Annotated in this window: 9 protein-coding genes; 5 read left to right on the top strand and 4 right to left on the bottom strand. The window is 58.9% G+C overall.

The window, feature by feature from the left end; translation table 11 throughout:
* Positions 1 to 140: 140 nt before the first annotated feature.
* Positions 141 to 839, bottom strand: coding sequence for a hypothetical protein (locus GXX82_07400; GenBank protein NLT22856.1), 699 nt, complete (start codon positions 837 to 839; stop codon positions 141 to 143).
* Between the two features lie 153 nt (positions 840 to 992).
* Between GXX82_07400 and GXX82_07395 the strand changes: the two genes are divergently transcribed.
* Complete coding sequence (locus GXX82_07395) at positions 993 to 2,024, top strand: omptin family outer membrane protease (GenBank protein ID NLT22855.1); 1,032 nt, start codon at positions 993 to 995, stop codon at positions 2,022 to 2,024.
* Between the two features lie 118 nt (positions 2,025 to 2,142).
* On the opposite strand, the gene GXX82_07390 is transcribed toward GXX82_07395, so the two are convergent.
* Complete coding sequence (locus GXX82_07390; GenBank protein ID NLT22854.1) at positions 2,143 to 2,940, bottom strand: transporter substrate-binding domain-containing protein; 798 nt, start codon at positions 2,938 to 2,940, stop codon at positions 2,143 to 2,145.
* Positions 2,941 to 3,103: 163 nt separating this feature from the next.
* Positions 3,104 to 6,835, bottom strand: coding sequence for a PAS domain S-box protein (locus GXX82_07385; GenBank protein NLT22853.1), 3,732 nt, complete (start codon positions 6,833 to 6,835; stop codon positions 3,104 to 3,106).
* 199 nt (positions 6,836 to 7,034) lie between these two features.
* Here GXX82_07385 and GXX82_07380 point away from each other — a divergent pair, with 199 nt between their 5' ends.
* The 3 genes from GXX82_07380 (at position 7,035) to GXX82_07370 (ending at position 9,776) form a co-directional block, all read left to right on the top strand.
* On the top strand, positions 7,035 to 7,217 hold the full coding sequence (locus GXX82_07380; protein ID NLT22852.1) for a hypothetical protein: 183 nt from the start codon (positions 7,035 to 7,037) through the stop codon (positions 7,215 to 7,217).
* 114 nt (positions 7,218 to 7,331) lie between these two features.
* Entirely contained in the window at positions 7,332 to 8,546 is a 1,215-nt protein-coding gene (locus GXX82_07375) for a molybdopterin molybdotransferase MoeA (GenBank protein NLT22851.1), read from the top strand.
* Positions 8,547 to 8,660: 114 nt separating this feature from the next.
* A complete protein-coding gene (locus tag GXX82_07370; GenBank protein NLT22850.1) occupies positions 8,661 to 9,776 on the top strand; it encodes an SPASM domain-containing protein in 1,116 nt (371 codons plus the stop codon).
* Position 9,777: 1 nt separating this feature from the next.
* On the opposite strand, the gene GXX82_07365 is transcribed toward GXX82_07370, so the two are convergent.
* On the bottom strand, positions 9,778 to 11,016 hold the full coding sequence (locus GXX82_07365) for a molybdopterin molybdotransferase MoeA (GenBank protein NLT22849.1): 1,239 nt from the start codon (positions 11,014 to 11,016) through the stop codon (positions 9,778 to 9,780).
* A 418-nt stretch (positions 11,017 to 11,434) separates the two neighbouring features.
* Here GXX82_07365 and GXX82_07360 point away from each other — a divergent pair.
* A partial coding sequence (locus GXX82_07360) for an aldehyde dehydrogenase (GenBank protein NLT22848.1) occupies positions 11,435 to 13,281 on the top strand: 1,847 nt, incomplete at its 3' end.

Below are 13,281 nucleotides of genomic sequence, written 5' to 3'. Positions count from 1 at the left end.
TGTTCATTTGGCTACCTCCCTTTCTTTTAATTGTGGTGTTCCTGCACCACTGTTAATGGTTCAAGAAAGATGGTAGCCTTTTAACTGTCTGTCGGGCAAGGGGCTTTTATAACATAGTCACTCAAGCGGCTCAAGCCGGGTCATTTGGCCAGGATCCACCGTATCGCGCCGAGTATGGCCAGGTGGCCGGGGTAGAAGGCGTAGAAAAAGACCTTCATCTTCGGCCCCAGCTTCCCGTTGTAGAGGGCGATGATGGGAACGGCGAGCGCGGCCAGGGGCTCCATGAGCGAGACCCGGGCGTGGGGCAGGATCCAGGCGAGGGTGGGCATGAAGTTGGGGTCGTCGAAGTACCGCCAGACGATCCCTCTCAGGGTGCAGAGCACGGCGGTGATGAGGACCCAGAGGAACATCTTCCTGTGATTCCCCATGAAGTAGTGCATGACGAAGATCATGAGGGCCCCCGGCAGGCCGTAAGAGGCCTTCACGAACTCCAGGGATATACCGGCGAGAAGAACGGGCACGAAGCTCTTCTTCTTCTCGTAGGCGTATATCGCGTAAAGTCCCGCGGCAAGGGTGAAGAAGACGTTGAAATGGACCACGGGATAGCGGAACGCGAACATGTAGAAGGGTTGGGAGACAAGAGAAAGGAGAAAGAGGCGCCCCAGGTAGGACGTCTTGTCCTTCGAGTGGCTGTAACCCTCGGCGATGAGATAGGCGAACATGGGATAGGCCAGTCTGCCGATGGCCCGCATCACGGGTTCGTGGGGAAAGAAGATGGACCCGAGGTGGTCGACCACCATGAGGGCGCATGCCAGAAGCTTCAGTGTCGCTGAGGTCATATCCTGTATCTCCTTGATCGTGAAGCAGATGTCACAAAGATATTTCGGAAACTTGCCCGCCGGACCTGTCCTTTCACTTGTACCACATCTGACCTGATGGGGAAACTCTTTTCCCTTTCCGTGGCAGATAATGGCGGCAATCGGGAGGGCGATGTGGTAACATGGGCGTGCAACGACATGGCATTCACCGTTACGACAAGCCGTCCGTTCCGTGCCCGGTGTTCCATTGCGCTGACAGCGTTTCTTCTCCTGTTCTCCTCTTTTGCGGTTGAGGCGCCGGCAGGGACCTTTGAAGAGGAGGTCTCCGCTCCCCTGACGCCGTCATTTTCCGTCGGGGCGAAGATCAGGTATCTTTTCAAGAGCCACACCTCCTACGAGTTCGGCGACCCCTATTTCCCCTACCAGGAGCAACTTAGCAGGCTGGAATTCCCCCTTGACACCTGGTGGGCCGGGCTCGACATGAGATTGAGGTTCCGCCGCTTTTCCGTCGGGTTGGAGGCCCTCACCAGCGTGAAGCAGAACGCCCACGGCGAGGCCGAGGACTCCGACTGGGAGAGCGGTCCCGACGACAAGACCACCTACAGCACATCGCAGATGCGTGTCGCTCCCAGCTACATGGTGCGTTTCGACGCGGACCTTGAGGTCTCCGACTGGCTCGGCCTGCCCGGGTGGCTGAAGATAAAGCCCCTCGGGGGGATACGTTATCAGAGGTTCAACCTTGTCAACCACGACGGTATACAGTACGACCTGACCGGAGCGTCGGGAAACGCCCTGCTCCCCGGGGAAAGCATCCGTTTCAAGCAGACGTACTGGCACTATTTCGTCGGTCTGCGCTCCGTTATCGACCTTTCCCGGCCGACGGGCATACCTTCCCTCACTCTCGACCTGCAGGCCGACTGGGCCTACGTGGAAGGCATGAACGAGGACAATCACCTGCAGAGGGCAGGCAGGCGGTTCACGTACGAGGACACGTACGGCGAAGCCTGGCACTTCTCGATGGGGTTGAAAAAGGAATTGGGGAAGGGGTTTTCGATCGGTCTCGATGGTGACTACCTGACGATATCGACCACGGGCAACCATCGCCTCCTGAACCGGACCTTCGGCATGGATATGAGCTTCTCGAACGGGGTCAGGGTGTGGTCCGATCAGGTGAGCCTCGCCCTCACCCTCGAGTATCGATTTTGATGGAGGATCCCTTCAGGATGGTGGTCCAGGGGATGCGCCGCGTTGCCAAAGGGAATGCAACGATGGACCAGCCGCGCGGCGCATGCCTGGATTGTGAGTTCCTACCCCCACTACCCTGCTACTTTGCCTTCGCAGGGCTCCCCTTCTTCTTTGCGATCGATTTCCTGTACTGGCTGCCATATTTTTCGATCAGCCTGTCCACCGTTCCGTTATTGATGAGTTCGTCGAGCTTCTTGTTGATCTGGGGAAGGTACTTCACATAGGGAGACTTTTTGGAGATCCCCATGTACCAGTTCTCCACGCAGACCTCCTTGGAAAGGAGTTCCACCTTGTTCGTCATTCCCAGCTTGTCCGCCTCGAAGAGGCCGGAATACATGGCATAGATGAAGTAGTCCGCACGGCCCTTCAGAAGTCTCGAGAAGCTCTCTTCCACCGTCGCCGAGCGGGTGACGGTAAGCTTCTCGGCGAGGAACCGGTCGAAGGCCTGACCGAAGCTGTCACCGACGGTCGTCACGCCTTTCTTCCCGACGAGGTCGTCCCACTTCGAATAGGGGAACCCCTTGCCCTTGGCCACGAACGCCACCACGGGGTCCTTCGCGTAGGGATTGGAGTACTCGAAGAAGGCTTTCCTGTCCTCCGTCATGTACAGGCCCACGAGCACGTCCACCCTGCCTTCCTTCGCCTCCTGCTGGACCTTGTTCCAGTCCCCGCTGTAAGGCGTCTTCACCGTGACGTTGAGGTCTTTGAAGAGGAGCTTCACGAGTTCGGGCGCGGCGCCGATGATGTTGTTGCCCTCTTTCCACATGATGGGCGCGTACTCGGGATGTCCTGAGGCTATGAGCGTTTCCGATGCCAGGGCAACACCCGAGAACACAAGACACATCGCCGCGGCCGCAAGGATGAAGTAACGTTTCATGCAATACCCCTTTTCCAGAAGAATGTGATCTGTTGAAAGTGGAAAAATACTACCACAATCTTGTCTTCGTTAAAAACAAATTTACCGACATATTTCATTTTGCGGTGTTACGGTATACGATCGGCGCTCCCGGGAAGGGAACGGGAAGTGCCCGGGAGACTTGCTACGGGGGGCCGTCAAGAACCTTCCGCACGATCCGGATGAACTCGTTCCTGTCTGCTGGTTTGGTGAAGAAATCCCTGATGCCCGCCTGCCTCATCCTCTCCATCGAGACGGGTTCGTTGAGGCCGGAGCACATGATGATGCGGATATCCGGGTCTATGGCGAACAGAGCCCTCGCCAGCTCCAACCCCGTCATATCGGGCATGATGTGGTCGATGACGACAAGGTCGAAGGCGCCGGGGTCGGCACGAAAGAGGCGCAGCGCCTCGGTGCTGCTCGTGGCTCCCGTGGCCCGGTAGCCGAAGCGCTGAAGTCTCTGTGTGCTCATCTCGACGATGAATTCCTCGTCATCGACGACAAGGATCGATTCCGGTCCTTCGAGAGCGGCTTCGATCCTCTCCATCTCGTCGGCCTCACCCGTCTTGACCTGGGGGATATAGACGCTGAAGGATGAACCGTTTCCGGGTCTGCTCGACGCCGTGATCACACCGTCGTGATTCCTCACTATGCCGTGGACGACGGCGAGGCCGAGGCCCGTTCCCTCCCCGGGGGGTTTCGTGGTGAAAAAAGGTTCGAATATCCGTTCCATGGTGGCCGGCTCCATGCCGCGACCATTGTCACTCACCGTCAGCCTCACGTAGCGGCCCGACGGCAGGTCCTGATGGAGCGCTTCTTCCACGGAGGAGACGATCTCTTCCGCAATGGATATCTCGATGATCCCTCCCCTTTCGTTCATTGCCTGGGCTGCGTTGGAGCAAAGGTTTATCACCACCTGGTGTATCTGGGTCGGGTCGGCGGATACGAGGTCGGACCGCGCGGTGTTTCTTCTCCGTATCCCTATGGTCGCCGGAAGGGTGGCCCTCACGAGGGTGACGACCTCGTCGACGATCTGGTCCAGGGAGACGACCTTCTTCTCCTGTTCGCTCCTGCGGCTGAAGGCGAGGATCTGCTTGACGAGGTCGCGGCCCCGATGCGCCCCTTTCAGGACATAGCCGAGCCTGCGGTGAGCCGGAGTGTCTTCGGGAATGTCGTCGAGGACCATTTCGGTGAAGCCTATTATGCCGGCAATGATGTTGTTGAAATCGTGGGAGATGCCCCCTGCGAGGGTGCCGATGGCCTCCATCTTGTGCGTTTCCCTGAGGTGTCTTTCGAGCCTGTTCTTTTCCGTGATGTCCCGTGCCGTTGCCACCACGCCGATGACCTTTCCGGTTTCGTCCCGGTACAAGGATGCATTGTACAGCACCGACGCAGAGCGGTCGGACCTGTGCCGTATCTCCAGCGGGTAGTCGCGGAGAAAGCCTTTTTCCAGGACAAGCCGGTAACCCGCGCGCGCCCTTTCCGGCTGCGTGAAACAATCCGCATGGTCCGTCCCGATGAGGTCCGTTCTCGAGTATCCTGTTATCAGCTCCGTCGCCGAATTGACGTCGCTCACCCTTCCCTCGAGGTCGATGGTGATGAGGGGGTCGAGACTGGCCTCGATGAGACTCCTGTTGTAGACGCTCACCAGGCGGAGGGCCTCTTCGGCCCGCCTGCGGGTGGTGATGTCGGTGTTGATCTCCAGGATCTCGGGAAGCCTGCCTGCATGTCCGCGGCGCATCGCCCAGCGGCTGAGGACAACGATCTGCCGCCCGTTCTTTGTCGTTTGGGTCAGCTCGCCCACCCATCGACCGCTGCTTTCGACGATGGCGAGTATGTTCTCGATGGGAATGGGGAAGCTGGTGTTGAGGACCGCGTGGTGGTCCTTGCCGGCAAGGTCATCGCGGGTGAAGCCGTATGTCTGGACCGCCCCGGTGTTCCAGAAGACCATTTGCCCTTTCATGTCGGTGACGATAATGGCATCGTTCGCGAGATCGAGAAGCTCCGCCTGCCGTCTTATCTCGGCGGTCCTTTCCTGAACGCGGAGCTCCAGCCCGTCGCGGGCCAGTTGCAGGGCCTGCTCCATCCCTTTCTGCTCAGTCACGTCCTGGACCGTACCAAAACCGGCGAGGAGTGTCCCTTCCTCGTCGAACTCCAGTTCCGCCACTTCGCGCACCCACTTGATGCGGCCGCCGACGATGATGCGGTGCGTGATGTCGTAATGTGCCCCCGCGAGCGCCCCTTCCCAGCTTTCTATGAGCGTCTCCCGATCGTCGGGATGCACCATGGCGAGGAACATCTCGTATGTGACGGTGATTCCCGGTGTGATCCCGAAAATGCGGCATGTCTCATCGGACCACGTCAGTTCGCCTTCCCGGACCCGAAGGCGCCAGCTTCCGATGTGGGCCACAGCCTGTGCCCTGTTGAGGTCGCGTCTTGAATCGGTGACCTCCTTTTGCGCCGCCCTGCGTTCAGTTATGTCGCGGAAGACGAGGACAACGCCCGTCATTTTCCCTTCGGCGTCCAGTATGGGGGAGCCGCTGTGGTCGACGGGTATCTCCACGCCGTTTTTACGGACGAGCGCGGTCCGGCTCAGAGAATCAACAGCAGCGCCGGACTCGAGAACCCTTGCGACGGGATCGGGGATGGCCCGGCGGGTGCTCTCGTCGATCACGGTGAATACCTCGGAAGCCGGTCTGCCCACGGCGTCCGCGCTCTTCCAGGCCGTCAGGTCCTCGGCGACGGTGTTCATGAAGGTTATCCTGCCCTCCACGTCGGTGGCGATGATGCCGTCCCCGATGCTGGCAAGCGTCGTGGCCCAGCGCTTTTCGCTTTCCCTGAGGGCTGCCTGCGCCCGGATCCGTTCGGCGATCTGGGCCTGAAGGGACGCGTTGATCTCGGCAAGCTGTCGGGTTCTTTCCTGTTCCTCCCTCGATGTGGTCCCGCGTATCACCAGGGAAAGGGCGACAAGGGCCATGAAGGCTATGATCGCCACGATGGAGTATATCCAGACGCGCTCACGCCACCCGGCCAGGACGGAATCGATGGGGATGGTCGTAGCCACGACGAGGGGCAACCCCACGATCTTGCTGTACCCTATGATTCGCCCGACCCCGTCGATGGCCCTGTCCGTTTTGAAACTGCCCCAGGGGCTCGCTTCGAAGTCCTGGGCGAAAAGAGCCAAATGGCCGAAGGTTTTCCCAATGTATTCGTCTTCCATCGGCTGCCTGAGGATCAGGGCCCCATCGCTGCGGAAGACCGCGACCGTTCCTCCCTCGCCGAGACTGATGCGGCGGAGGAACTCCGCGAAGGCATCCGTTTCCACGCTTGCCAGGACGACGCCAAGAAATCCGCCATCGCGTCCGTTCATGCGTTTGGAGATCGTGAAGGCGTACTTCTTCACAACCTTGCCCTTCACGATGGGCCCTATGTGGAGGTCCATCCCCAGATCTCTGTGGGCCGCAAAGTATTCTCTCTCCGTGAAATTGACGAGATGGGAGGGGTATTCCGTCGAATCCATCACCAGGTCACCGTGGCGGTCAAGGAGCCAGAGTTCCCCGGGACCGGGCAGCGCCTCTGCCTCCCTCTGAAAGTGCTCCCATTCCCGCCGGGAGACCAGCGTGCCCTCCATACCTTTCTCGCGGACCCTCGATGCGCGGTTCTTCAGGATGGCCTCAGTGGCAAAGACGACACGTTCCATTCTTTCCTGCAGCGACACGGCCGTTCTTTCCAGGACGACGCGGGCCTGTTCGAGGGTCCTGTCATGGTCCACCGTTACGGCAAGCCACAGGGCGAAGCCGTCGAGAAGGAAGAGAAAGACAAGGATCGACAGGAGATACGACCTGGAAGAGAACCGGTATGGATGTCCTGATCTCATGATCACGTTCCCACCGGAAAGGAGATCCGTTACTGACCCATTATCGCACATGCATCCCGAAGGCGCAAGGGGACCCTGTCCGGGGAATCAGGGGGAGGGCGGGCACCGGGCGCATGTCGGCGGCGTTCTTGACAACCGGTGCCTGGTGTATATATAATTACGCAAAATATAAAGGCTTTTGAAGCTTCAGGAGAAAATGATGAGCGATAAGGAAAAGGCGATACTGGACGCGGTCGTGATGCGTGATGATAGAAAGGTCCTTACCTGCGCGATGGCGGTAAAGCTGTCGCGGGAACAGGACATGTCTTTGAAGGAGATCGGGGATGCCTGCAACAGGTTGGGCATCAAGATAAGAGAGTGTCAGCTGGGCTGCTTTGCCTGATGGGCAGGCGTCCTTCCGTCCGGTGCCGGATCGCCGCGCTGTCTTCGGGTGGTCCGCGGAACTTCTCATGGTGCAGATCGCTGTAAAGACCCGCAGGTTTTGCCGGAGGGGCCGGTGAAGAGCATGTCTCTCGGCTTCGAGGAGGCGCTGCGCCTGACGCTCGAGGCCATAGATCCTCTGCCCGCCGAGAACGTCGGTCTTCTCGACTGCGTCGGCCGTGTTGCTGCATCGGACCTCTACGCCCTCGTCGACTCCCCGTCATCGGATGTTTCCCGCAAGGACGGCTACGCTGTTCTCTATAGCGAGGTCAGGGACGCGGCCACGCGTCCCGTACACCTTACCCTTGCCGGTTCCGCGGCGGCAGGCGCCGCAAGGAACATTACCCTCACGGAGGGGACGACGGTGAGAGTGCTCACCGGGGCCCGGGTTCCGTTGGGGGCCGATGCCGTTGTCGCCGAAGAATACTGCATGGCCGATGGGAGTGATATTCTTATAGGGGCTCCACCCGTGGAACCTGACAGGAATATACTGCCCCGGGGCCGCGATGTGCGCGCGGGCCAGCTTCTCCTCGAGGCGGGCCGCCGCGTATCGCCGGCAGCCGCTGGTTTCCTGGCTGCTGCCGGTCTCAGCAAAGTCCCTGTCTTCTCAAGTCCCGTGGTGGGGATCATCGGCACCGGCGACGAGATCGTCGAGCCCGGTGAGCCCCTTGCCGAGGACAGGCTTTACGCGAGCAATATCGTCACCCTGGCGGGATGGTGCATGAGGTCCGGCCTGACATCACGCATGGCCGTCGTCAAGGACGATCCCGATTCGATACTTGACATCTTCACGAAGATGTCCTCGGGGACCGATGTCCTCATCACGAGCGGCGGGGCGTGGAAGGGAGATCGGGACCTGGTGGCGGATGTCCTTGAGCGGATGGGCTGGAGGAAGATATTCCACCAGATCCGGATGGGACCGGGCAAGGCCGTGGGCCTGGGTATCCTGGCCGGCAAGCCCGTGTTCGTCCTGCCGGGAGGACCGCCCTCCAACTTCATGGCCTTCCTGCAGATCGCCTGGCCGGGCCTCATGCGCCTTTCCGGCCACGCGGAACCCGGCCTGCCCCGTACGAAGGCGAGGCTCGCCGCGGGGGTCGCGGAGGGCAACGTGGGCTGGACGGACTTTTTCTTCGGGACCGTCGAAGAGACGGAAGACCTGCCTGTCTTCCATCCCATGGAGAAACGCAGCCGCCTTGATTCCATAGCCAGGGCCACCGCGGTGGCATCCATACCAGAAGGTCGGGACCACCTGGCGCAAGGCTCGGTGATCTCCATCCAGTTGTTGACATAGGACTTCCCGCCGCCTGGTCCCTGCCCCTTTTCCCCATCCTCCCGGATGGCCCGTTGACTTCCACCGGCCTTTTTCCTATAAATATTCGAGGCTGTCAAAAAAGGCGGATCGATTGTGAGAAAAGAGACGGAACACACGAGGAAGCTCCACAGGATGTATGCTTTCGAAGACGACAGAACGAAAGGCCACGGCGGCTGGGAGAAATTCCCCCTGTTCTGGTTCATCCTCTTCCTGTCATACAGATGCACCAGGACCTGTGAATACTGCTATGCCTTCAACCAGGTCGGCTACGACAACAGCGTGGAAATGGACGACAGGACTTTCGCAAGGCTCCTGGAATGGATCCCTGAGGTCTGGAGGATCAACCGCACGAAGGTGAACATCGTTGTCTTCCTCGGCGGGGAACCTCTCCTGAGGACGGACAGGATAAAGAAGGTGATGGACACCGTGTACCGGAACACGGACGGCATGCAGGGGATGGTCTGCACCAACGCCGATCTTGTGGATTCCGTGAACTGGGACGACCTCGAGGATATCCAGTGGATCTCGACGAACATCACCGATATCCCCATCGAAGAGCTGGCCAGGCGTATGAAGGTGATCGGGGAAAGGTCGAACGTTATCAACCAGACCATCATCGCCACCCTTGATGAATACAACCTGGAAAGGGTGCTGGACATAACAAGGTTCGGGATAAAAAGCGGGTATCGTCTCAGGTATTACAGGAACATGTACTGGGGGATGGACCCCCGGTACAGGAAGACGCTCCTCGAGCGATACCACGAGCTGTGCGATATGCTGGAGGATTACGCTGTCAGGGGCTATGATGTTCACACCACTTTCCTCCTCGATTTCCTCATTCCCGCCTGGGACCTCGAGTCCTCCCCCTATCCCTGCGGGAAGAGGATGGCGACGGTCTTCCCCGATGGGACGATAGGACCCTGCATAAGGAACCATACGTTCAAATCGGGGACCATCTACGATCCGAATCCCCTGGCAAAGCTGCAGGTCTATGATTTTCACTATGATATCAGGCGGCCCGACCTGCCCGACGAATGCAGGGCATGCGAATCGAGGACCGCCTGTCACGCCGGCTGCCCGAACGACAAGAGGATGTTTTTCGACAGTACGATTGGGAGATCGGTCCTCTGTGATGTGCACAGGGAGATCATACCGAGGTTGAGATACATCGAGAGCCTGAAAGGGGAGCCGTCGGGGACGGGGAATTAGCTCATAGCTCGTCGTGGTCGATGAGCTGGATGGCGACGCGTTCCCCCGCCTTCACCCGGGTGGTGTGCTCGGGGATCACTATGAGGCAGTTCGCCTCGCTCATGGAGCGCAGCACAGACGATTTCTGGTTGCCCGTGGTGACCACGTGGAGGTCGTCGGGCCTGATGGTGAAATGGCCGCGCAGGAGAAATACCTTCCCTGCCGGTTTCTCTATGCCTTCGTCGAGGACGGCGTTCACGACAGGTTTGTTGATCCTTGTCGCGCCCATGAGCTTAAGGAGCGCGGGACGGACGAACTGAATGAAGGATGTCATGGTGGAGACGGGGTTTCCCGGAAGCCCGAAGATGAGTCTGTCCCCCTTTTTTCCGAAGGTGCAGGGTCTGCCGGGCTTGACTTTCACCCATTCGAAAAGGATATCGATACCGAGGTCGGCAAAGATGTCCTTCACGAAATCGTATTTCCCCATGGACACGCCGCCCGTGGAGATAACGACGTCCGATTCCAGGGCCTTCAGGAATATCTCCCTCGTGTCCGCCATGGTGTCCTTCACTATGCCGAGGTAGTGGGGAAGGCCGCCGTATTTGCCCACCTCGGCGTGCAGGGTGTAGGCATTGACGTTCCTGATCTGGCCGAACCGCATGTCTTCGCCTATGTCCGCGAGCTCATTGCCGGTGGAGATGATCGACACGGTGGGTTGCCTGTACACGAACACCGCGTTATGGTTGAGGGATGCGAGGATTCCCACCTTGGCCGAACTGAGGCGGTCGCCTTTCCTGAGAATGATGTCGCCCGTCGCGATGCTCTCCCCGGTAAACCGGATGTTCTCGGATGGGGCCGTTTCACGAAACACCCTGACATACCCGCCTTCTTCCTTTGTATCCTCAACCTGGATGACGGAATCCGCCCCTTTCGGTATGGGGGCTCCCGTCATGATCCGGATCGCCGATCCCTTCGTGACCTCTTTGCTCTCTCCCGACGCGCCCGCCTGTACCTCTCCGACGACCTGAAGCCGGGCGGGGTGGTCCTTCGACGCCCCGAGGGTGTCCGCGGCGATTATCGCGTAGCCGTCCATGCCGGAGTCGTCGAGGGGAGGCACGTTCGTGTCCGCGACGACATCATCGTAAAGGACGCGATTCGACGCTTCCATGATCGAGATCCTTTCACTGCCCAGGGGGCGGACAGAGTCGAGGACGATCCTCAGGGCCTCCTCTACGGATACTGTCAGGTTTGCACTCTTCATATGGTTCACTCCGGAGATCTTTTCAACAATCTCGTTATATAATATTGGATTTAACCGGCCTTGTCCATATTTCCCTGTGGACCTGCCGGGACAGTCCCCCGGTCATCCGGTTTGTTCGCGCGTTGTCCGTCACGTCACGGTCCCGCCGCTCTTCCCCCCTTATGCCTTTCAATTCCCATCCTTTTATGGTACCCTTTTCCACGCTTCACCCGCCTTGAGGACCGCTGAAAAGCGACCTTCCGATGGGTCAAAACCCAAGGCATTGCAGAGGCATGCATCGTGGTGGTTTTCCATGGTGGTGGATGGGGCAAAAAGGTCCGTATTTTCCTTGACACGAGGGGAGCTTGTGATATAATACACAAGTTCACGAAGCGGTTCAAGGCGAGCTTCGGAGATATTAGAGGAGTAGGAGCCAAAAATGAGATATGGAGAAACAGGGTACAATTTAGAAATCGATCTGGCAACGGGAAACATCGAACGGGTGGAAACAGATCCAAAGATGATGGAAACCCACCTGGGAGGCCTCGGCACGAGCGTGAAGCTCCATTGGGACAGGGTTCCTGCGGATGTGAAGCCTTTCGACGATGAGAACATGCTGGTGATTAGCTCCGGAGTGCTCAATGCCACTCCGGCCTTCAGCGCGAACCGCACCGTCATCACCTTCTATTCGCCAGAGACTGACCTTCTGGCGTACCCGATGATGGGGGGGTTCTTCTCGGCGGAGCTGAAGTACGCAGGCTACGACAAGGTCATCCTCCACAACAAGTCCCCGAAATGGGTCTACATCTGGATCAACAACGACACGGTGGAGATCCGCGATGCCACCCACCTCGTCGGCAGGGGCGCCCTTGAGACGCAGGACCTCATCCGCATGGAGCTGAACCAGCCCAACGCGCAGGTGGCGGCCATCGGTGTGGCCGGGGAGAACAGGTGCTTCACCGCCTCCATCGAGCAGGGCCGTTCCAGCGCCAGCCGTCTGGGCGGAGGTGCCGTTTTTGGCGACAAGAAGATAAAGGCGGTGGCGGTCCGGGGCACAAAGGACATCAACCTCTATAACGGCGAAGCCTTCATGAAGGAAATGAAGGACATGATGGCCTACATCGACTTCCGGAATGAGAACCCGATCCCGGACGTCATGACGATCCTCTCCGGTATCGGCTCACCGCAGGAAATGGTGCACACAGACGAGAAATGGCACACCGAGAATTTCATGTGGGGCAACGCGCGTACCCGCAGGAGAGGTTTCTGGGATGAGAAGATAGACGAAGAGTTCCCGAGGGTGCAGAGGGAAGGCATCAAGCGGCTGATAAGCTGCTTCAACTGTCCCCAGCACTGTGGCGCGCTGATCTCCTACAAGGACACCCCGCGGTACATGGCCAAGTGTTTTGGCAAACTGACATACATGATGGCGTCATACGTGGACAGCATGGACTTCGCCTGGAAAACGCTGCAGCGGGCGACGGAATACGGTGTTGACTCGTTCTCGACCCCGCAGATCCTGGCCTTTGCCGTGGAGCTCATCGAAGCGGGCATCATCACCGAGAAGGACCTCAAGGCGGGCCCGACGTGGCCGACGTGTCCCACGGACAAAGAAGGAAGGTTCCTCTGGCTCCTCGACAGGGTCGCTCATCGGGAAGGCATCGGCGATGTACTGGCGGACGGTGTCTACAAAGCGGCCAGAGCGATCGGCAACGGCGCGGAGGCGTTCGACCACAACACGATCAAGAAACACGAACAGCTTCCTCTCAAGCTCGGCACGATGGATCCCCTGTATTACCTCATGTATACGACGAACGAAAAGATAAGCATCACCCAGATCGAGGGGAACTGGCCTCAGGGCGCCTTCCCGACGATGGAGCAGAGAGAGGCCTTCGTGAAGGATTGGCCGCAGATTCCCGACGAGAGCTGGAAGCAGTGGCTTCTCGAATGGGAGCCACGCGGAGAAAAGGCGATACCTTATTTCCCGACGACCGATATGTGCTGCCAAATCGTGGACTGGATGGAGATGCTCCACAATATCGATGACGCCTGCTGTGTCTGCGCCGGCATGTCATCCTTCTGTTTGAAGCCTCCCTATCATATACACAACTACCCGAGGATAATCTCGGCGGCGACGGGTCTCGACCTCGACGAGACGGCGCTGAAGAAGATAGTCAACAGGAGCCGCAACCTGCACAGGGCGCTCAACAACAGGCGCGGCATGAGCAGAAAGGACGAGAAGCCGCCACAAGACCACTGGAAGAGAAGGTTCCCCGAGATCGAGGA

Origin of the sequence: Syntrophorhabdus sp., assembly GCA_012719415.1 — a bacterium.
Taxonomy (GTDB): domain Bacteria; phylum Desulfobacterota; class Syntrophorhabdia; order Syntrophorhabdales; family Syntrophorhabdaceae; genus Delta-02.
This window is presented reverse-complemented; position numbering and strand designations above follow the sequence as displayed.

What these genes read in the sequence shown, in the direction of transcription:
- GXX82_07400 (NLT22856.1), bottom strand. Translation starts at nt 839, where the DNA reads ATGACCTCAGCGACACTGAAGCTTCTGGCATGCGCCCTCATGGTGGTC.
- GXX82_07390 (NLT22854.1), bottom strand. Translation starts at nt 2,940, where the DNA reads ATGAAACGTTACTTCATCCTTGCGGCCGCGGCGATGTGTCTTGTGTTC.
- GXX82_07385 (NLT22853.1), bottom strand. Translation starts at nt 6,835, where the DNA reads ATGAGATCAGGACATCCATACCGGTTCTCTTCCAGGTCGTATCTCCTG.
- GXX82_07380 (NLT22852.1), top strand. Translation starts at nt 7,035, where the DNA reads ATGAGCGATAAGGAAAAGGCGATACTGGACGCGGTCGTGATGCGTGAT.
- GXX82_07365 (NLT22849.1), bottom strand. Translation starts at nt 11,016, where the DNA reads ATGAAGAGTGCAAACCTGACAGTATCCGTAGAGGAGGCCCTGAGGATC.